Annotated in this window: 18 protein-coding genes; 10 read left to right on the top strand and 8 right to left on the bottom strand. The window is 68.1% G+C overall.

What is annotated here, in order from left to right:
- Position 1: 1 nt before the first annotated feature.
- Positions 2-994 (bottom strand): amidohydrolase family protein, encoded by a 993-nt coding sequence (locus QO011_RS35585; RefSeq protein WP_307283172.1) that lies wholly within the window; start codon positions 992-994, stop codon positions 2-4.
- A gap of 13 nt (positions 995-1,007) precedes the next feature.
- Positions 1,008-1,724, bottom strand: coding sequence for an SDR family NAD(P)-dependent oxidoreductase (locus QO011_RS35580; RefSeq protein WP_307283169.1), 717 nt, complete (start codon positions 1,722-1,724; stop codon positions 1,008-1,010).
- A gap of 132 nt (positions 1,725-1,856) precedes the next feature.
- Here QO011_RS35580 and QO011_RS35575 point away from each other — a divergent pair, with 132 nt between their 5' ends.
- Positions 1,857-2,777, top strand: coding sequence for a LysR family transcriptional regulator (locus QO011_RS35575; RefSeq protein WP_307283359.1), 921 nt, complete (start codon positions 1,857-1,859; stop codon positions 2,775-2,777).
- Between the two features lie 61 nt (positions 2,778-2,838).
- On the opposite strand, the gene QO011_RS35570 is transcribed toward QO011_RS35575, so the two are convergent.
- A complete protein-coding gene (locus QO011_RS35570) occupies positions 2,839-3,741 on the bottom strand; it encodes a LysR family transcriptional regulator (RefSeq protein WP_307283166.1) in 903 nt (300 codons plus the stop codon).
- Between the two features lie 137 nt (positions 3,742-3,878).
- Here QO011_RS35570 and QO011_RS35565 point away from each other — a divergent pair, with 137 nt between their 5' ends.
- The gene (locus tag QO011_RS35565) at positions 3,879-4,652 is read left to right on the top strand and encodes an SDR family oxidoreductase (RefSeq protein WP_307283164.1); all 774 of its coding nucleotides are present in this window, start codon (positions 3,879-3,881) and stop codon (positions 4,650-4,652) included.
- A 64-nt stretch (positions 4,653-4,716) separates the two neighbouring features.
- On the opposite strand, the gene QO011_RS35560 is transcribed toward QO011_RS35565, so the two are convergent.
- Complete coding sequence (locus tag QO011_RS35560) at positions 4,717-5,067, bottom strand: hypothetical protein (RefSeq protein ID WP_307283162.1); 351 nt, start codon at positions 5,065-5,067, stop codon at positions 4,717-4,719.
- Between the two features lie 147 nt (positions 5,068-5,214).
- On the opposite strand from QO011_RS35560, the gene QO011_RS35555 reads away from it, so the two are divergent.
- Together QO011_RS35555 and QO011_RS35550 are read left to right on the top strand one after the other, a co-directional pair.
- The gene (locus QO011_RS35555; protein ID WP_307283158.1) at positions 5,215-6,033 is read left to right on the top strand and encodes a helix-turn-helix domain-containing protein; all 819 of its coding nucleotides are present in this window, start codon (positions 5,215-5,217) and stop codon (positions 6,031-6,033) included.
- Between the two features lie 123 nt (positions 6,034-6,156).
- Positions 6,157-7,032, top strand: coding sequence for an NmrA family NAD(P)-binding protein (locus QO011_RS35550; RefSeq protein ID WP_307283156.1), 876 nt, complete (start codon positions 6,157-6,159; stop codon positions 7,030-7,032).
- A 147-nt stretch (positions 7,033-7,179) separates the two neighbouring features.
- On the opposite strand, the gene QO011_RS35545 is transcribed toward QO011_RS35550, so the two are convergent.
- Positions 7,180-7,809 carry a LysE family translocator gene (locus tag QO011_RS35545; RefSeq protein ID WP_307283153.1) on the bottom strand — a complete coding sequence of 210 codons (630 nt, stop codon included), beginning with the start codon at positions 7,807-7,809 and terminating at the stop codon, positions 7,180-7,182.
- A gap of 79 nt (positions 7,810-7,888) precedes the next feature.
- Positions 7,889-9,589, bottom strand: a complete 1,701-nt coding sequence (locus QO011_RS35540; RefSeq protein WP_307283150.1) for an AfsR/SARP family transcriptional regulator — start codon at positions 9,587-9,589, stop codon at positions 7,889-7,891.
- A 127-nt stretch (positions 9,590-9,716) separates the two neighbouring features.
- On the opposite strand from QO011_RS35540, the gene QO011_RS35535 reads away from it, so the two are divergent.
- Both QO011_RS35535 and QO011_RS35530 read left to right on the top strand, forming a co-directional pair.
- Positions 9,717-10,382: a peroxiredoxin gene (locus QO011_RS35535; protein WP_307283149.1), complete on the top strand. Its 666-nt coding sequence runs from the start codon at positions 9,717-9,719 to the stop codon at positions 10,380-10,382.
- A gap of 83 nt (positions 10,383-10,465) precedes the next feature.
- Entirely contained in the window at positions 10,466-11,503 is a 1,038-nt protein-coding gene (locus QO011_RS35530; RefSeq protein WP_307283146.1) for an MBL fold metallo-hydrolase, read from the top strand.
- A gap of 42 nt (positions 11,504-11,545) precedes the next feature.
- Here QO011_RS35530 and QO011_RS35525 read toward each other — a convergent pair whose 3' ends face one another.
- Positions 11,546-12,709: an ROK family transcriptional regulator gene (locus QO011_RS35525; protein ID WP_307283143.1), complete on the bottom strand. Its 1,164-nt coding sequence runs from the start codon at positions 12,707-12,709 to the stop codon at positions 11,546-11,548.
- Positions 12,710-12,914: 205 nt separating this feature from the next.
- On the opposite strand from QO011_RS35525, the gene QO011_RS35520 reads away from it, so the two are divergent.
- The 4 genes from QO011_RS35520 (at position 12,915) to QO011_RS35505 (ending at position 16,946) form a co-directional block, all read left to right on the top strand.
- Positions 12,915-14,093, top strand: a complete 1,179-nt coding sequence (locus QO011_RS35520) for an SGNH/GDSL hydrolase family protein (RefSeq protein ID WP_307283139.1) — start codon at positions 12,915-12,917, stop codon at positions 14,091-14,093.
- Between the two features lie 150 nt (positions 14,094-14,243).
- Complete coding sequence (locus QO011_RS35515) at positions 14,244-15,152, top strand: sugar ABC transporter substrate-binding protein (RefSeq protein WP_307283137.1); 909 nt, start codon at positions 14,244-14,246, stop codon at positions 15,150-15,152.
- Positions 15,149-15,958 carry an ATP-binding cassette domain-containing protein gene (locus QO011_RS35510; RefSeq protein WP_307283134.1) on the top strand — a complete coding sequence of 270 codons (810 nt, stop codon included), beginning with the start codon at positions 15,149-15,151 and terminating at the stop codon, positions 15,956-15,958. The genes QO011_RS35515 and QO011_RS35510 overlap by 4 nt, the downstream gene beginning before the upstream one ends.
- Positions 15,951-16,946, top strand: coding sequence for an ABC transporter permease (locus tag QO011_RS35505; protein ID WP_307283132.1), 996 nt, complete (start codon positions 15,951-15,953; stop codon positions 16,944-16,946). Before QO011_RS35510 ends, QO011_RS35505 begins: the two co-directional genes overlap by 8 nt.
- Positions 16,947-17,075: 129 nt before the next feature.
- Here QO011_RS35505 and QO011_RS35500 read toward each other — a convergent pair whose 3' ends face one another.
- Positions 17,076-18,326, bottom strand: a complete 1,251-nt coding sequence (locus QO011_RS35500) for a Zn-dependent hydrolase (RefSeq protein ID WP_307283129.1) — start codon at positions 18,324-18,326, stop codon at positions 17,076-17,078.
- Between the last annotated feature and the right edge of the window lie 32 nt (positions 18,327-18,358).

Raw genomic sequence — 18,358 nt, 5'->3', positions numbered from 1 at the left:
CTTATCCCCCCTCCGCAGGGCAGTCGCGGATCAGGCGCAGCCAGTTGCCATGCGCAAAGCCCGCCTTTGCCGCCTCGTCGAGGCCGCATGCCTCCAGGAAGCGGCGTGCGTCGCGGCCTGGCCGATATTGATAGGGAAAGTCGGTGGAGAAGAGCAGGCGATCGGCGCCGACGATCGCCACGGCGCGGTCCAGGAAGTGCGGAAGGAACATGCCGCTCGCCGTGACGTAGAGATTCCTGCGCAGATAGGTCGCGATGGGCTCGGCCAGGCCGGCAACGCCATCCATGGCGGCCAGGCGCTCGGCATAGAACAGCACCAGCTCGCCCCAATGGCCCAGAATGAGCTGAAGGCCCGGCATGCGGTCGAAGGTCCCGGCCAGGACCAGACGCAGAAACTGCACGCCCGCGTCATAGTGCCAGCCGAGCCCGTAGGTGGAGAAGGCGGCATCGACCTGCGGGCTGAGCCCCGAATAATACGCCGTTCTCACCGCCGCCTCGGGAGTGCGGGGATGAAGCAGGATCGGCGCCTTCAATGAATCCGCGCAGCGGAAAATCGGCTGGAGGTCGGGATGGTCGAGGTTGCGGGTGCCGACCCTGCCGCACAGCATCGTCCCCTTGAAGCCGAGCGTCCGGACGCACCGCTCGAGCTCCAGCGCGGCTTCATCGGGCATCGCCACCGGCAGCGTCGCCAGGGCCTGGAAGCGGTCCGGGTGCCTGGCGACGGCCTGCGCCACGGCATCATTGACGCGCCGTGCCACATCGACGGCCTGCGGCCCCAGATCGTGAAGCGCAGGCGTGGTGAGGGACAGGACCTGAACATCCAGGCCGCTTTCGTCCATGAGGGCGAGGCGGTCCTCGGCGAGGTCGATCAGCCGCTTCTCGATCGTGCCGGAATGAACGGCAACGCTCGGGTCCGACGCTTCCAGGCCGATCGCGGCCCAGGCCTGGCGAACCTCGGCCGTGAGGAAATGCTCTTCGATGCCGATCAGCTTCATCGCAGTCTCCATGTCACCAGGGAACGGTGCGGCCGAGATAGTCGACATACTGCAAGCCTGGGGTGCCCTGCCTGGAAAGCAGCACATTCACCAGGCTCGGGACGCTCTCCTCGATGCTCAGCCGGGCGTCCGGTCCCCCCATCTCGGTGCGGACCCAGCCGGGGGCCATCAGCACCATGGCCCGCGACGTCCCGGCGTGACGGGCGGCGAAGCTGCGCATGAACATGTTCAGGGCCGCCTTGCTGCCACGGTAGACCTCGCGCTGGCCGGTCTCGTTGTTGGCGACGCTGCCCTGCCCGGACGACATCACGCCGATCAGCCCCGTCGCGGGGACGTGGTGCTCCAGGCTCTCGATAACACGCATCGGGCTCAGCGCGTTCGTGACCATGACCCTGATGAACTCGTCGGTCGTCACATCGGCGATCGTCTCGGTCGGGTCGTTCGTCACGCCGGCATTGACGAACAGCATGTCGAACACCCGGCCCGACAGACGCTCGCGCAAGGCCGCGACCTGATCCGGCTCGCAGATGTCCACGATCTCGATCTCGACACGGCCTGCGAACGCGTCCGCGAGATCGTGCAGCCTGGTCCGGCTTGCGCCGCCTCGGACCGTGCCGACGACGTTCCACCCCTTCTTCAAAAATTCGGCAGCCATTGCGTGGCCGAGACCGCGAGACGCGCCGATGAGAAGGATCGTACCGGCGGGAGACTTCGAAGCGCTTGCAGACATCTGTCGATCTCTTTCGTTGGCTGGGTGACCGGACATTTGGGCAACCGGAAGCCAGGCGCCAGACGCGTCGAAATCAAAGTATGGTTGCGTCAGGCGCCATGTCGCGCAGAGCAGACGGAACAGGCCTACCTCATGAGCAAGGCGGATGTGGATCTGAACCTTCTCGCGGCGCTGGATGTGGTGCTCGCCGAGGGCAGCGTGACGGGAGCGGCCCGCCGCCTCGGCCTGAGCTCGTCGGCCATGAGCCGGACGCTGACACGGCTTCGATCGGCGACGGGCGACCCGCTGCTGGTGCGGGCGGGGCGCGGGCTCGTGCCGACGCCGCGCGCCGCCGAGCTGCGCGATCGCGTCCACGAGCTTGCCCGCGATGTGCGGGCGGTTCTCCGGCCGCAGATCGCCCGGGTGGACGTGGCCGCGCTCGAGCAGACCTTCACCATCCGCGTCAGCGAAGCCTTCCTGGAATTCCTCTCCGGCTCCGTCGTCGCCGCCGTGGTCAGGTCCGCGCCGCGCGTCCGCCTGCGTTTCGCGCCCAAGCCCGACAAGGACGCGGGCCCGCTCCGGGAAGGTCTCATCGATCTGGAGATCGGCCTGCTCGGAACCTCCGCGCCCGAGATCCGCACCCAACTCCTGTTCCATGACAGACGTGTCGGCGTGGCCCGGGTTGGACATCCGCTTCTGGCCGGCGTCACGCCCGAACGATATGCCGCCTGCAACCATATCGTCGCGTCACGGGAAGGCGACGTCGTCGAGCCGATCGATGGCGCTCTGGAGAAGCTCGGCCTGAGACGGGCCGTCATGGTCGTCGTGCCCGGCTACCCCGATGCCATGCGGATCGCGCGCCGGTCGGATCTGGTCGCGGTCGTGCCGCGCTCGTGCGCCATGGCGAGCGACCACCCCGCCACGGCGGGTCTCGAGAGCTTCGAGCTTCCGCTTCCCACTCCGCAGTTCAAGATATCGGCGATGTGGCATCCTCGCATGGACGCCGACCCGGCGCATCGCTGGCTGCGCGAGACCGTGATGTCGGTCTGCCGGGCGGCGTATCCGCGGCGATGAGGGCGGGGGCGATGGTCCCGACCACCCTTGTCGGAGGCCTGGAAGGCCGAGGCCTGCAGTTCTACCCCGCGACGGCCTTCGTCAACAGGCCCTCCAGCCAGGCCGCGAACACCTGGACCCGGCGGGAGAGATGCTGGCGGTGCGGGTACAGGAGCGTCATCGGCAGCGGTTCGGCACGATGATCCGGCATGACCTCGACGAGTTCGCCGGCCAGGAGATGGACGCGCACGTCGTAGGCCGGAATCTGGATGAGGCCCAGCCCCGCGAGGCAGCAGGCGATATAGGCTTCTGCGCTGTTGACGGTGACGCGCCCGCGCATCGGCCGGCCGCGCGACGTGTCGCCGTCCGTCCATTCCCAGGGCTCGACCCGTCCCGTCGACGGCGAGGCGTAGTTCACGGCCCAGTGCTCGCTCAGGTCGTCCGGCGTTCGAGGTGTGCCGTGCCGCAGGAGATAGTCGGGGCTGGCGACGTTGATGAGCGGCAATTTGCCGATCGGCCGAGCGATCAGCCTCGAATCGTTCAGGGAACCGACCCGCAGCACGCAATCGACGCTGTCCTCGATCAGATCGACGGCCCTGTCCGTCACCCCGAGGTCGATGTCGATTCCCGGAAACTCGTCGAGGAAGGCCGGCAGGGCTGGCGCGACGATGAGCCGGCCGATCCGGCCGGGCACGTCGATCCGCAGCTTGCCCGAAGGCTTTGCACCGCTCTGCCGGAACAGGCCCTCCGTTTCCTCAACGTCGGCGACCACCCTCCGGCAGCGCTCGTAGAAGGCGACGCCGTCCTGGGTCGGAGAGACCTTGCGCGTCGTGCGGTGCAGGAGGCGCGCGCCGACCCGGCCTTCCAGCTCGATCACCGCCGCCGAGACCGAAGAGCGCGGCAAGCCCAGCGTGTCCGCGGCGCGGGTGAAGCTCGCCGCTTCGACGACGCGGGTGAAGATGCGGAAGAGGTCGATACGGTCCAAGGGCCCCTCCGCGCATTGTTCGTCATCTCTGACATATGATGTCAGATTGTCATTCTTTATCGGAGAATTCCAGACGGTACATCTCGCCTCATGAACGGCAGCGCGATGCTGCCGCGCCGTCCCCAGGAGGCTCTGCCGTGACCGACCATTCCATCAAGGGCAAGACCGTCATCATCGCCGGCGGCGCCAAGAACCTCGGCGGCCTGATCGCGCGCGACCTCGCCGCCCACGGCGCCAAGGCGATCGCCATCCACTACAACAGCGCCGCGAGCCAGGCGGACGCCGGCGCGACCGTCGCCGCCGTCAAGGCCGCGGGCGCGCAAGCCGTCGCCTTCCAGGCCGATCTCACCACCGCCGGCGCGGTCGAGACGCTCTTCGCCGACGCGGTCGCCGCCGTCGGTCGTCCCGACATTGCCATCAACACCGTCGGCAAGGTGCTCAAGAAGCCGCTGGTCGAGATTTCCGAGGCCGAGTATGACGAAATGAGCGCGGCGAACGCCAAGGCGGCCTTCTTCTTCCTCAAGGAGGCGGGCCGCCACGTCAACGACGACGGCAAGATCCTGACGCTGGTGACCTCGCTGCTTGGCGCCTTCACGCCCTTCTATTCGAGCTATGCCGGCACCAAGGCCCCGGTCGAGCATTTCACCCGCGCCGCCGCCAAGGAGTTCGGGGAACGTGGCATCTCGGTGAATGCGATCGGCCCCGGCCCGATGGACACGCCCTTCTTCTACGGCCAGGAAACGCCCGAGGCGCAGGCCTATCACAAGACGGCCGCTGCCCTGTCCAAATTCTCCAGGACAGGCCTGACCGACATCCAGGACATCGTGCCCTATATCCGCTTCCTCGTCTCGGACGGCTGGTGGATGACCGGCCAGACCATCCTCGTGAACGGCGGCTATACGACGAAGTGATGCAGCGGATAGCCGGAAGGGCCGCATAGGCGGCGGCCGTCGCAGCCGCCGCCGACGTCGGGCCTCAGCGGCAGCGCTTGTAGAGCACCGGCTTGCCCATGCCGAAACCCTCCGGATTGTAGATCATCTGGTCCTTGCCCGCGGCATACTCGAAATTGTCGACGTTGCCATCCTCCTTGTAGTGGATGGCGCCGTTGCCGCTGGGGCTCTCCCTCGGCGCGAAATATGCCGCCTGAGGTTCTTCGCCCTTGTACTGGAGCGCGTCGGCCGTGAAGCTCACGGTCCGGCCGTGGCACTTGCCGGCCTCGGCCCAGATACCTTGCGCGGCCCTGGGAATGCCTTCGTCCTCAGCGAAGGCACCGCCGGAGAGAACGGCTGAGCCGAGCAAGCCAGCGATGACGAAGAAGCGGCGCATTTCTACCCCCTTGATGACCCCGACTGTCTATACCTCAATCGCGCAGGCCTTGAACGTCCCGGCCTTCGCGTCCCGACGGGTTGGCAATGCAGCGATGGCATCACCACGTCATTGCCTGATCGCGATCCGTCGCACGAGGATATCGGCATGCTCGACGACTGGCTGGACAGCATCGGCGTCAAGGTGGAACGGCGGGCCGTCGCCGCCGGCATCACCCATGTGCCGGCATCGCCCTATCACCGGCTCGGCCTCCACATCGGCAAGCCGGTCAATGCATCGTGCCGATGCGACGGCCAGCGGCATATCCGCGTCCAATCGCACGGCGACATCGATATCGTTCCGGCGGGACTGGACGGCGAGTGGGAAGACGATGGCGACTGCTCCATCCTTCGCTTGTGGCTCGATCCGGCGCTCCTGCGCAGAACCGCGGAGGAGCTGGACATCGATCCGGCCCGCATGGCGCTGGCGCCCAGGTTTCAGCATCGGGACGCCCGCATCGAGCACATCGCTCTCGCCCTCGAGACGCAGCTCGACCCGGATGTCCGGGCGGACCGGCTCGTGGCGGAAAGTCTGGCCAAGGCGCTGGCGGTTCAAGTGATCGGCAGCCAGCTGCAGCCGGCGAAGCTTCCCGCCGGGCAGAGGCTGTCGCCGGGTCAGAAGCGCCGGCTGATCGAGTTCATGGAGGAGCACCTGGACCAGGACCTGTCCCTGGCGCAGCTGGCCGCGGTGGCCGGCATCGGCGTCTCGCATCTCAAGGTCCTGTTCCGGCGCTCGTTCGGCATGCCGGTGCATCAATATGTGATCCGCCGAAGGGTCGAGCGCGCGAAAGCCCTGATCGTGTCGGGAGACTTGCCCCTCAGCCAGGTCGCGCTGGCGGCGGGGTTCGCGCATCAGAGCCATATGGCCCAGATGATGCGGCGGTTCCTCGGGGTGACGCCGGGCGGCCTGTCCAGGGCCGGGTCATAGCCGCGGCGATCCGGCCCGCCACGTCATTTTCCGTCCGTTCCTGCTCTTTGCCGGCCGTTTCCGTGCGACGGCCGGTGCCAAGGCCGTGTCCAATACCCCCGACACGTGGTGAGGACGAGGACGATGCTGGCAATTCTCGGGGCGACCGGAAAGATCGGACGAAGCACGATCGGCGAGCTGCGCCGATCGGGCGCGCCCGTCAGGGCCATTGTTCGGAACAGCGAAGCCGCCCGGGATCTCCAGGCCGTCGACTGCGAGATTGCGGTTGCGGATATCGGCGACGGCGCGGCCCTCCGCCGGGCGATGCAGGGGGCAACGGCGGTTCAGGTCATCTGTCCGGCGAGCGGCCGCGCCGAGGATGCGTCGACCGAGATGCGGGCCGCCATCGCGGCCATCGTCGGGGCGCTCGATGCGGCGCGCCCGCAATCGGTGCTGGCGATTTCCGACTATGGTGCCCACCTCGCTTCCGGCACCGGCATCACGCTGACCTTTCGCCATCTGGAAGACGAGCTCGCGAAGCTCGGTATTCCCCTGACGGTCCTGCGGTCGGCGGAGCACATGCAGAACTGGGGCCGGCTGGTGAAGCGGGCCGTCCAGAGCGGCGTGCTGCCCAGCCTGCACCACCCCGTGACCAAGCGGTTTCCGACCGTATCCGCCGCCGATGTCGGCCTGGTGGCAGCCGAGTTCCTGCTGTCCGAAGAGCAGATGCCGCTCCGCATCGTCCACGTGGAAGGACCGGAGCGCTACAGCACCGAGGACGTGGCGGGCATCCTGGGGGAGCTCGCCGGCCGCCGGATCACGGCTCAGGAGCTCCCTCGCCCGGCATGGGTTCCGGCGCTTGTCGGCGGCGGGCTCAGCACCGGCTATGCCGAGCTGGTTGCCACGATGTTCGACGCCCACAACGCGGGACGCATCGATGTCGAAGCGGGCGTGGGAGACACGAGATCGGGTAAGACGCAGCTGCGCCAGGTCCTCGCCGCGCTGATGGCGGACGGTTGAACGTCCGTGTCCATGGCGGCGCCGGCAGCAAAGGCACGGCGGTCGATCGCCGCCACGGAGCCGCCGCTCCGAGGCTCGAAGAAGGCTTTGCCGGGAACTGGGCAACGGCGGGTCATGGCCTCCCGATGGGCCCCGCCCCCCGCCATGTCACCTCTGGGAAGCGATCAGGTTGAAGCCGGCGACCGCGAACAGCGCGCAAAGCCCGCCCTCGACCCAGCGCCGGATCCGCCCATACAGGACGATCATCGGCCCGGTCGAGAACAGCATGGCATAGCCGCCGAACACGGCGATGCCCAGGACCGCGCATCCCCCGATGATCGCCGGCAGCGTGCCGGCGGCGGCATCCTGCCGAAGCCCGAGCGACATGATCGCCATCCAGGCCAGCACCGCCTTCGGATTGCCGATATGCATGAGAAGGCCCTGCCGATAGAGCGAGGGATAGCGAGGCCTCGCGCGTCCGGCGCCGATATCCGCAAGGTCGGCGGTCGGCCTCATGGCGGACCTGCCCGCGCGGAACGCCAGATAGAGCAGATAGACGCCGCCGACGATCTTGATGGCGACCAGCGCCTGCGCATAGGCGGCCAGCAAGGCAGATATGCCCGTTGCCGCCAGCAGGGCCCAGAACAGCGAGCCGGTCATGACGCCGGCCGCCAGCACGAGAGCAGGCACGCGGCCATCGCGCATCGCCGTGCCCATGATCGCCATGTTGCTCGGCCCCGGGCTGGCCGCCGCGACGAGATAGGTGCCGTAGACCAGCGCAAGCTGACTGACGATCATGGGAATTTCTCTTCGAACGTCGGCTGGTCTTCAGGCCCGTCGGCCGGTCGCCGCAGCCGCGCCGACGCCCGGCGCGGTGTCACAGTTCGGCCATGCGCTTCAGGCAGCGCGCATGGTCGGCCGGCCGGCCCAGATCCTCGTAGCGGGCCGCCGCCTCGGTGAGGGCCGCCAGGGCCCGCATGCGGTTCGCCTGGGCCTGCCGCTGAACCCCGCGTGCTTCCCAGAGGGCAGCGGCCCACGGGCCGCCCTGCCACATGCCGGCGATCCGCTCCGCCTCGTTGAGGCGCCGGTCGACCTGCTCCAGGTCTCCGGCCTCCGCCAGCGCGATCGCGGATGCCGTGCGCAGCGCCATCGAGCAGGGCTGGCAGGCGCCGGGCGTCAGGAGCCGGTCGCCGGCCAGGATGGCGTCGGCGACCTCCTCCTCGGTCGCCGCCGCCCGGACGGCCAGGGCCTGCAGCCTCAGCAGCAGGTGGCTCGAAAGCCAGGACTGGGTCGCATCGGCGAGAGCCCGCTGAATGAGCCGGCCGGCACGCCATTTCTGCCCCCGCGCCAGGGCGATCTCCGCCAGCCGCTCCAGGACGAGAACGCGGCCCGACACCGCATTCGCCTCGACATGCAGGCGCTCCGCTTCGGTGAGCAGCTTTTCCGCCTCGGTGAGATCATCCGCGCATCGGGCGATCTCGCCGAGGATCAGGCAGGCCAATCCCTTGCCAGCCGCGGACCCCGCCTCCTCGGCGACGGCCAGCAATTCCCGTGCGGCTTCGGCGATGGCGCCATGCCCCTTCGCGTCGCACAGGCAGAACTCGGCAAGGCACAGATGCCCGTCGAAGACGGCCGAGACGAAGCTGCTCCGGCTTTCCACCCATTCCGTGAATTCCCGCCGGAACAGGTCGCGCCAGCGCCCCTGCACATGGGCGGTCAGCCCGAGCACGGCGCCGGCCTCGCCGACTTCGCGCCCCAGGCCCGCGTCGAGGGCCTGGGACCGGGTCTGCCGGGCCAGCTCGGCCGCCTTGTCGAAATCTCCGCTCTGCAGATGCACCAGGGACCAGGCCAGGGCGGCGCGGATCCGCTCGACCGGCGTCACAGGCTCGACGCCGGACAGGGCGAGCGCACGCTCGTAGAGCTCGATGGCCGGCTTGCTGGGACCGACGCCCAGCTCGACATGCAGCCGCTCGCGCAGCTGATAGAATTGCCTGATGGCTTCCGAGCGATTGCCCGCATCCAGCGCCGCCTGCATCAGGGCGCATTGGGCTTCCTCGTCCGTGGGGTCGAGGGCGATCAGAAGCCGCCAGAGCCGCCCCGCCCGCAGCACGTCGCCGTAGAGCCGCTGCAGCTGGTTTCGCGGCGTGTCCAGCCAGTCCAGAAACCGGTCGTCCGGCAACAGAACGCCGCCGTAGAGACCAGCGGCCTTCTCGCAATCGGCCGGATCGCGACTCTTGAGCGCGACCTTCGCCGCCGCCTCGAACCGCTCGACGTCGGTCTCGAAGGCGACATCCGGAGAAATGGCGACGATCTGCTTGTCAAGCTCGAGCAGATCATGCGCCCCCACCGCGCGGCGCGCGAAATGGATGGCCTTGCGAAGATTGGCGCCGGCGAGCTCGACGTCCAGATCCGGCCAGAACGCCTCCATCGCCTGCTCGCGATGGACCCTGTGCTGGGGCGCGACGGCCAGGAACTTGACGATGGCGGCGGCGCGATCCCGCTTCCAGGCCGCGGCGGAGATCTCACGATCATCGATCCGGACGGAGAAACGTCCCAGCAACTGCACGGAGACCTTCAAGGCAGACCCCTGGAATCCGAACGACGCAAGTGGCTCGCCACGAAGACCGGCTCGTCGGGGAACGCTGGCGGAACAGCACGTCCCTAAGGTGCCCTCGTTGCCGCATCAAACACGAAAGGGAGCGATCATGCCACTGCGAATCAACGACACGGCGCCCGACTTCACGGCCGAGACCACGGAAGGAACGATGTCGTTCCACGAATGGCTGGGCAAGGACTGGGGCATCCTGTTCTCGCACCCCAAGGACTACACCCCCGTCTGCACCACCGAGCTGGGCTACGTGGCGCGCCTGAAGCCCGAGTTCGACAAGCGCGGCATCAAGGTCGTCGGCCTGTCCGTCGATCCGGTCGAAAGGCATGCCGGATGGGCCAGGGACATCGCCGAGACCCAGGGCGTCGCGCCGAACTTTCCCATGATCGGCGACCCGACGCTGGCGGTGGCCAAGGCCTACGACATGCTGCCGGCCACGGCCGGCGAGAGCAGCGAAGGCCGCACCGCCGCCGACAACCAGACCGTGCGGGACGTCTATGTCATCGGGCCGGACAAGAAGATCAAGCTGGTGATATCCTATCCGATGACCACCGGCCGCAACTTCGACGAGGTGCTGCGTGTCGTCGACTCCCTGCAGCTCACCGCGAAGCATCGCCTTGCCACGCCCGCCAACTGGCGCCCCGGCGACGAGGTGATCATCGCCGGCTCGGTCTCCAACGACGAAGCGAAGCAGCTCTATCCGCAGGGCTGGAAGGAGCCCAAGCCCTATATCCGCATCGTGCCGCAGCCCGTGCTGACCTGACCTTCCGGCCCAGGACGATGCCGCCCCGGATCCGGCTCCCGCAAAGCCGGTCCGGGCCGAATCCACGGACGCAGGAGAGGATGATGATCTTTCGACAATTGTTCGACGGCGTTTCCGGCACCTACACCTATCTTCTCGCCAGCCGGCCGGGCGGCGAGGCGCTGATCATCGACCCCGTCCTCGAGAAGGTCGATCGCTACATGCAGCTCGTGCGCGAGCTCGACCTCAAGCTGGTCAAGGCGATCGACACCCATCTGCACGCCGACCACGTCACCGGCCTCGGCGCCCTGCGCGACCAGACGCGCTGCATCACCGTCATGGGCGAGCAGACCAAGGCGGACGTCGTCGCGATGCGCGTTGCGGAAGGCGACCGGATCGCCATCGAGGGGCTGAAGCTCGACGTGCTCTACACGCCGGGACACACCGACGATTCCTATTCCTTCGTGATGGACGGCCGTGTCTTCACCGGCGACACGCTGCTGATCCGCGGCACCGGCCGCACCGATTTCCAGAACGGAGATCCCCGCGCGCAATATGATTCGATCTTCAACAAGCTGCTGCGCCTGCCGGACGAGACGCTGGTCTATCCCGCCCACGACTACAAGGGCGATACCGTCTCCACCATCGGCGAGGAACGGCATTTCAACCCGCGGCTGCGGGTGCGGTCGATCGACGACTATGTCGACCTGATGAACAATCTCAACCTGCCCAACCCGAAGATGATGGACGTCGCCGTGCCGGCCAACATGCAGGTCGGCCTGCATCAGGACGAGGTCGCCCGCAGGGGCTGGGCCGTGTCCGCGGCCGAATCGCTGACCCTCGGCGGGCGCGGCGACGTGACGCTCGTCGACCTGCGCGAGACGGGAGAGCGCGAGCGGCACGGCGTCATCCCGGGCTCGCTGCATGCGCCCTATGCGGAGCTCCAGGCCAATATTGCCGCCGGCGGCGCGTTGCGGACGTTCGCCGGCGCCGAGGGCAGGCGGATCGTCTTCTACTGCGCCTTCGGCGAGCGCTCGGCCATGGCGGTGCAGGCGGCACAGGATGCCGGCCTGACGGCCGCCGCCCATATCGAAGGCGGGATCGACGCCTGGAAGAGAGCCGGAGGGCCGATCGAGGCGTAGCGCCGAGGGCCGGTCAGCCCCACGCGCCGGCCATTGATGGCGTCACTCGCTCTCCAGCCGCGGCGCGGGATCGAAGGTCGAATGCAGGAAGAACCGATCGAGAAGGGGCATGCAAGCCGCTCCGAGCCCCTGGGTCTGACGATCCGACGTGCCCTCGCGAACGAAGAGCGCGGAAAGATCCGGTAGCCCGAAGGCAGCCAGGCTCTCCTTGATCTCGCGCGCGAGCTCGGCTCGTACCCAGGCGGGCATGGGACCATCCACGACGACGCTCCTGAACGTGGCCAGGGCGGACGCCGAATGTATGGCGTAGGCGATATTTGCCGCGGCGGAGACGACCCACTTCCTGAGCGCCGGGTCCGGTGCCCTGGTGCCGGGCGTCAGGCCCACGTCGTCAACGGAGACCGACCGGCCGAGGGGAGCGACCTCGCCTCTCGCCGTCGGCACCAGGACGCGCGCAAGGCCGGGCCGGCCCTCGCGCCTGGAGAAGCCGAGGCGCCCCTGCTGGACGATGCCGCCGTCGACCCCGTGCGCAACGAAGACATAGAGAAAATCCGGGGCGCTCCCGGCAAGGCCATAGGCGATTTCCGCCGTGCAGGCGGCCACGGCCTCGCGGTCCATGTAGATCCGCAGGCCGGTCTGCCCGTTGATCCGGGACGCCACGCCGTCGAGGACGGCCCATCCCTCCTCGATATCGTCGTTGCCCGCGTCCGAGGCCAGCGCGTCGAGCAGGTCGGCCGCCACCGCTATGCCGAGATCCTCCAGCCTGACGTTCTGTCCCGGCGTCAGTCGCATGCGCATCTCGGCGATTGCGGACTGGACCTGCGGCGCGATCTCGCCGACCGCATCGACGCCGCAGGACAACCGGCGCTGTTCGAGAACGCCGCCGACGAAATCGATCAGGGCGATGTCGGCATGGCGAAGGCCGAGGCGCAAGCCGAGGAAGAGAGCGCCTTCCGGATTGATGTGCATGGGCACCGAAGGCTGCCCGACCTTGCCCTTGATCGGCCTGCCCGCAACCAGCAGCCCGTCGGCCTCGAGCGAACGCACGATCACCGACGCCGTCTGCTTGGTCAGCCCGGTGATTTCGGCGATCTGCGCCTTCGAGAGCTGACCATGGATCCGGACCAGCGACAGGGCCAGACGCTCGTTCGACGCACGCAGGCCGACCTGGTTCGTGCCCCTGTAGGCCGCCGCGATGCCGTTCATCCCCGACCGGGCATAGGGTCCGCCGCCGATGCGTCCGGTCACGATCACACCTCTGGTTTCACACGCTGCCGCGACCGCGGCCGACAGGCATGTCGATGCAGTCTTAGTGGCTCGGCCAATTGCCGACAATAGGTCAATTTGAGTTACCTATTGACTGAGCGAGAAACCAGGCTGTAGCTGACTTGACCGATATGGGGAGACGGCAATGCGCGCTGACTGGATCGCAACATGGGCCGCGAGCCCGATGAACGTGTGGGCCGCCGACGCGGTCCTGCCCGGCTTCTACAACCAGACCATCCGCGAGATCCTGCGTGTCAGCGTCGGGGGGCGGCGGGTACGCGTCAGGATATCGAACGAGTTCGGCAGCGCCCCGATCGCAATCGATGCGGCGGGCATCGCGCTCGCGGGCGAGGACGGCGCCATTCAACCGCTGACCGCCAGGCCCCTGACCTTTGGCGGCGAGGCGGCTGCCCGCGTGCCCGCCGGCGCCCCATTGCTCAGCGATCCCGTCGCGATCGACGTGCCCCCGCACGGCCGGCTGGCGCTCAGCTTCTTCGTCGAAGGCCCCGTTCCGGTCCAGACGCACCACTACGAGGCGCAGCAGACGGCCTATATTTCCATCCCCGGCAATTTCGTCGGCGCAGAGGCGCTCCCCGTGCAGCAGACGACGTTCAGCCGGTACCTGGCGTCCGTCGTCTATGTCGACGCCAAGGCGACGTCGCGCGCCATCGCCTGCTTCGGCGACTCCATCACCGACGGCTATGGATCGCAGGTCGACGGCGACAGGAGATGGCCGGACATCCTGAGCGATCGCTTCAGGTCCGATCCGGACACGCAGGACATCGCGGTTCTCAACCTCGGCATCGGCGGCAACCGGCTCCTCAGCAATCGCCGCGGCGCCAAGGCGCTGGAGCGCTTCGACCGCGACGTCCTCAGCCTGCCCAACCTGTCCCATCTGGTGATCATGGAAGGCATCAACGACATAGGCTGGCCGAACACGGCCCTCGCCGGGCCGGGCGACGCGGTCACGGCCGCGCAGATCATCGCCGCGATCAAGCAGGTTGCGGCGCGGACGGAGGTCGCCGGCGCCAGGGTCGTTCTCGGCACGCTGACGCCGTTCGAAGGCACGAGGTCGGAAAGTCCGATCGGCGAGTTCTACACGGCCGAAAAGGAAAGGCTTCGTTCGGCCGTGAATGCCTGGATCCGCAAATCCGAAGGTGTCCACGGCGTCATCGATTTCGACGCCGCGATACGCGACCCCGACCGGCCGACGAGGATCCTGCCGGCCTATGATTGCGGCGATCACATCCATCCGAGCGATGCCGGCTACAAGGCCATGGCCCAGGCCATCGACCTCGCCCTCTTCAAGGGCGGGCATATTTAGTAATTATCTCTGACTTATTATTGACAGCTTTCAGCCCCTGATGCACGCTTTCGACCGGACGCCATCGGGCCGGCTCTGGGCTCCGGCGTCCTCGGGAGGAAAAAAATGCGCGCTCGTCAGTCGATCCGGTCCCGCATGGGACTGGCATGCATGCTCGCCGGCATCGCAATGGGTCCGGCTCCCGCGGCGACGGCCGCCGGGCTGTCGTCGATCCTGTTCGTCAATCCCTTGCCGAAATACCCGGCATGGCGCCTGATCGGAGACTGCCTCGCCAGCCGCGCGAAGGAGCTCGAGATACCGGTCACGGAATCCGGGCCGACCGGCGGCGCGCTCGATGCCACGGTGATGATTCAGCAGATTCAGCAGGGAATTGCCAACAAGGTCGGCGCGATCGCCACGTTCCCCGCCACCAACGGATTCGTCCCCGTGCTGCAGCAGGCGGGCAAGGCCGGGATAAGGGTCGGCACGTTCTACGGAGCGGCGGGAACCGAATCCGGCTCCGGCGTCAATATCGGGGCCAATTTCGAACGTGTCGGCGAGATATTCGCCGAAGCCATCGCCAGGCGGCCGGGACCGCAGAAGGTCGGGCTGATGGCGCAAGGTCCCAGCGGAGCCGCCAAAGCCTTCGTCGACGCCTTCACGGCGGCCGCGGCAAAGACGGCGAACGTCACGGTCACGGCCGTCGTCTATACCAATGACGACGCCAGCAAGGCTCTCGACCAGGCCAGCACGCTTCTCACCGCCCACCCCGACGTCAACGTCATCGCGTCGCATATGGGCACCGCCACGCAGGGCGCGGTCGCCGCCATCAAGTCCAAGGGGCTGGTCGGCAAGGTCGTCTTCGTGGCCAACGGAATCGCCGGCGGCGGCGAGCAGGGCCTCAAGGACGGCACGGTCTACACGCTGATGCTGCAGGATCTCTGCACGGCGGGCTCGTCGATGGCCGATTCCCTCGCCGCCCTGGCGCTCGGCAAGCCGGTGCCGGCGCAGATCGATGTCGGCGTGCGCATGTTCGGCGCCGACGACTACAAGGACTATCTGGCGAAGGGCTGGCAATGACCGACGCCGTCCAGATCGGTCGGATGCCGGCGCTGGAATTGAGGGGGATCGGCAAGTCGTTCGGCAACGTCACCGCGCTGTCGCATGTGGACCTCGCCGCCCATGCCGGGACAATCCATGCGCTCGTCGGCGACAACGGTGCCGGCAAGTCGACCGCCCTCAAGATCATGTGCGGCATGCACCATCCCGACCAAGGGCAGATCAGGCTGAGCGGCGCGATCGTGGCGCTGCGGGACGCCGCCCAGGCCCATGCTCACGGGATTTCCGTGGTCCATCAGGATCTCGCGCTCGTCGAATGCCTGGACATCGCCACCAACATGGCGCTGGGAGCGATCCCGCGCCGCGGGCGCCTGCGCCTCGATCGCCGCCGCATGGAATCGGAGGCCGCCGCCGTGCTGGAAAAGCTCAAGGTCCGGGTCGGCTCGGTGCGCACGCCGGTGGGGCTTCTGTCGGGAGGCGAGCGTCAGATCGTCGCCATCGCGCGCGCCGTGCGCATGGACCTGCCGATCATCCTGCTCGATGAGCCGACCGCGGCCCTCGGCGTGCGCGAAACGGCCCATGTCGCCGACATACTCGGGGAGCTGCGCCGGCAGGGCAAGGCCGTCATCTGCATCAGCCACGACATGGACTTCGTCTTCCGCAACGCCGATGCCATCACCGTGATGCGGCTCGGCCGCTCGCTGGCGACGCGACGGGTCGGAGATACCAGCCGTGACGAGATCATCGGCCTGATCACGGGCGCCATCCCGGGCGATGCCGCGGGACCCGAGACGATCCTCGGAGAGAAGGGGGATTGCCATGCCTGAGCAGGTCACGGCCGCAGCCTTGCCTTCGCAAGGACGGCTCTCCGCTCTCATCCTGCGGCAGGAGACGACGCTGGTCGCCGTCATCCTGGCCGTCGCCATCGGCGCCTCGCTGCGCAATCCGGCATTCCTGGACCCGGCCAATCTGACCGACATCGCCCGCGCGGCGGTGATCTATTTCATCATGGGCTGCGGCGCCTCGCTCCTGATGATCGGCGGCGGCCTGGATTTCTCCGTGGGGGCGGTCTTCACGCTCGGCGGCATCGTCTGCGCTTCCCTGCTGAGCTGGGAGCTGCCCTGGCCGATCGCAGTCCTGGCGGGCGTCGGCGCGGGCGCCGCGGCCGGGTTCGTCAACAGCGTCATCATCGAGCGGCTGCACGTTCCCCCGATCATCGCGACGCTGGGCACCTTCTTCATCATTGGCGGCCTGTGCGTCGAGATCACCGGCGGGCAGGACATCGTGCCCCTGCCGGACGCGTTCCAGGCCCTCGGCCAGGGATCGCTGCTCGGCGTGCCGTACATCATCCTCTACGCCGTCGCGACAGGATTGCTGTTCTCGTTCCTGCTGGAGCAGACACCGTTCGGCGTCGAGACACGCGCCCTCGGCGGCAATCGCAAGGCGGCGATCGCCAACGGACTGAAGGTCAAGCGGCTCGACACGATCCTCTATGTCGCCGCAGGCGCGACCGCCGGGCTCGCCGGCGTCATCTACGCCGCGAGGGTCGGCAGCGGCCAGGTGGCTGCCGGAGGCTCCTCCGTGACCCTGACGGTCGTCACCGCAACGCTGATCGGCGGCATCAGCCTCCTCGGAGGGCTGGGAACGATATCGGGCGTCGCCACCGGCGCCCTTCTCCTGTCGGCGATCGACAACGCCCTCATCGTCGCCAGCGTGCCGCCGCAGTACAACAGCATCATCGTCGGAGCGATCCTCATCTGCGCGGTGGCGGTCGACCACCTGCGCCGGCAGCGCTTGTACCGGGTGCGCCGGTGACGGCTGCCGCGGGAGGCCGGATCCGCCGGCCGGGATCCCTCGTCGGTCCCGGGCCCTGACGATGCATTGTCGTCCGGACCGCGACGGCGAGGCCTCGAGCGTGCCGCCGCGCCGGCCCAGCCCGGGCGCTCAAGCGCCGCCGCCGGACGGCAATGCGGCGATCAGGTCCCGGACCACATCGAGCAGCACATTGGCTCCCGCGATCAGCGGATCATCCGCCGTATGCTCGCGCGGATTGTGGCTGATGCCGCCGGCGCTCGGCACGAAGATCATCGCCGTCGGGGCGATCGGCGCCAGCATCTGCGCATCATGCCCGGCGCCGGAGGTCATGCGCCGCACAGTCAGCCCGCGCCCCGCCGCCGCCGTCTCGACCAGCCGGACGATCCGGCCATCGAACTGGACGGGCTCTGTGCGGACGAGCCGGGTCTGCGTGATCGAGAACCCGCCTTCGCTGCGCATCTCCTGCAGGAACGCGGCAAACCGCGCCTCCGCCGCGGCCAGAATGTCGGCGTCGGGGCTGCGCATGTCGACCGTCAGGACCGCCTCTCCCGGCACGACGTTGATGGCGTTCGGCCACAGGCCGAGGCTGCCGACGGTGGCGACGAGGCGGGGCGCACGCTCGAGCGCCGACCGTCGGAGGAAATCGATCACGCGGGCGGCGGCATGGCCGGCGTCCCGGCGCATGGTCATCGGCGTGGTGCCGGCATGATTGGCTTCGCCGACGATGGCGATCCTCTGCCAGGAGATGCCCTGCAGGCTGTCGACCGCGCCGATCCCGACGCCCTCGTGCTCGAGGATCGGTCCCTGCTCGATGTGGAGCTCAAGATAGGCGCCGGGCTTCAGGAAGCCCGGCTCTTCATCGCCGGCATAGCCGATGCGCCGGAGCTCGGCTCCGAGCAGGGCGCCGTCCGTGCCTTCCGACGCGAGCGCCGCCTCCAGGGGATGGCTCCCCGCGAACACCGCCGACCCCATCATGTCGGGCGAGAACCGGACGCCCTCCTCGTTGGTGAAGGCGGCGACGACGATCGGCCGGTCCGGGCTGACGCCGGTCTCCGCCAGGGTCTGAACGACCTCGAGCCCCGCCAGCACGCCGTAGCAGCCGTCGAACATGCCGGCATCGATCACCGTGTCGATGTGCGATCCGATCATCAGCGGGGCATGGCCCTGCCCGCCCCCCCAGATCGCGAACAGGTTGCCGATGCGATCGATCCGCACGTCCAGCCCGGCATCCCGCGACCAGGCGACGAAGGCGTCGCGGCCGAGCTTGTCGGCATCCGTGGCGGCGAGCCGCGTCAGCCGCCCCGCCTCATCCCGCCCGATGCCGCCGAGCGTGCGGATGCGGCCGAGCAGGCGGTCGCCGTCGATCGATATCGTGCTCATGTCCATCCATCCCTGGAGCAAAGCGCGTTTGG

The organism is Labrys wisconsinensis (genome assembly GCF_030814995.1).
Taxonomy (GTDB): Bacteria; Pseudomonadota; Alphaproteobacteria; order Rhizobiales; family Labraceae; genus Labrys; species Labrys wisconsinensis.
The sequence above is the reverse complement of the archived record's forward strand: the minus strand, read 5'-3'. Positions and strand labels throughout refer to the sequence as shown.

Bases quoted from the DNA above. Each gene is read 5' to 3' on its own strand.
- QO011_RS35525 (WP_307283143.1), bottom strand. From the start codon at position 12,709: ATGAACGGCATCGCGGCGGCCTACAGGGGCACGAACCAGGTCGGCCTG.
- QO011_RS35515 (WP_307283137.1), top strand. From the start codon at position 14,244: ATGCTCGCCGGCATCGCAATGGGTCCGGCTCCCGCGGCGACGGCCGCC.
- QO011_RS35580 (WP_307283169.1), bottom strand. From the start codon at position 1,724: ATGTCTGCAAGCGCTTCGAAGTCTCCCGCCGGTACGATCCTTCTCATC.
- QO011_RS35555 (WP_307283158.1), top strand. From the start codon at position 5,215: ATGCTCGACGACTGGCTGGACAGCATCGGCGTCAAGGTGGAACGGCGG.
- QO011_RS35560 (WP_307283162.1), bottom strand. From the start codon at position 5,067: ATGCGCCGCTTCTTCGTCATCGCTGGCTTGCTCGGCTCAGCCGTTCTC.
- QO011_RS35575 (WP_307283359.1), top strand. From the start codon at position 1,857: ATGAGCAAGGCGGATGTGGATCTGAACCTTCTCGCGGCGCTGGATGTG.
- QO011_RS35535 (WP_307283149.1), top strand. From the start codon at position 9,717: ATGCCACTGCGAATCAACGACACGGCGCCCGACTTCACGGCCGAGACC.
- QO011_RS35500 (WP_307283129.1), bottom strand. From the start codon at position 18,326: ATGAGCACGATATCGATCGACGGCGACCGCCTGCTCGGCCGCATCCGC.
- QO011_RS35585 (WP_307283172.1), bottom strand. From the start codon at position 994: ATGAAGCTGATCGGCATCGAAGAGCATTTCCTCACGGCCGAGGTTCGC.
- QO011_RS35545 (WP_307283153.1), bottom strand. From the start codon at position 7,809: ATGATCGTCAGTCAGCTTGCGCTGGTCTACGGCACCTATCTCGTCGCG.
- QO011_RS35510 (WP_307283134.1), top strand. From the start codon at position 15,149: ATGACCGACGCCGTCCAGATCGGTCGGATGCCGGCGCTGGAATTGAGG.
- QO011_RS35520 (WP_307283139.1), top strand. From the start codon at position 12,915: ATGCGCGCTGACTGGATCGCAACATGGGCCGCGAGCCCGATGAACGTG.
- QO011_RS35505 (WP_307283132.1), top strand. From the start codon at position 15,951: ATGCCTGAGCAGGTCACGGCCGCAGCCTTGCCTTCGCAAGGACGGCTC.
- QO011_RS35530 (WP_307283146.1), top strand. From the start codon at position 10,466: ATGATCTTTCGACAATTGTTCGACGGCGTTTCCGGCACCTACACCTAT.
- QO011_RS35550 (WP_307283156.1), top strand. From the start codon at position 6,157: ATGCTGGCAATTCTCGGGGCGACCGGAAAGATCGGACGAAGCACGATC.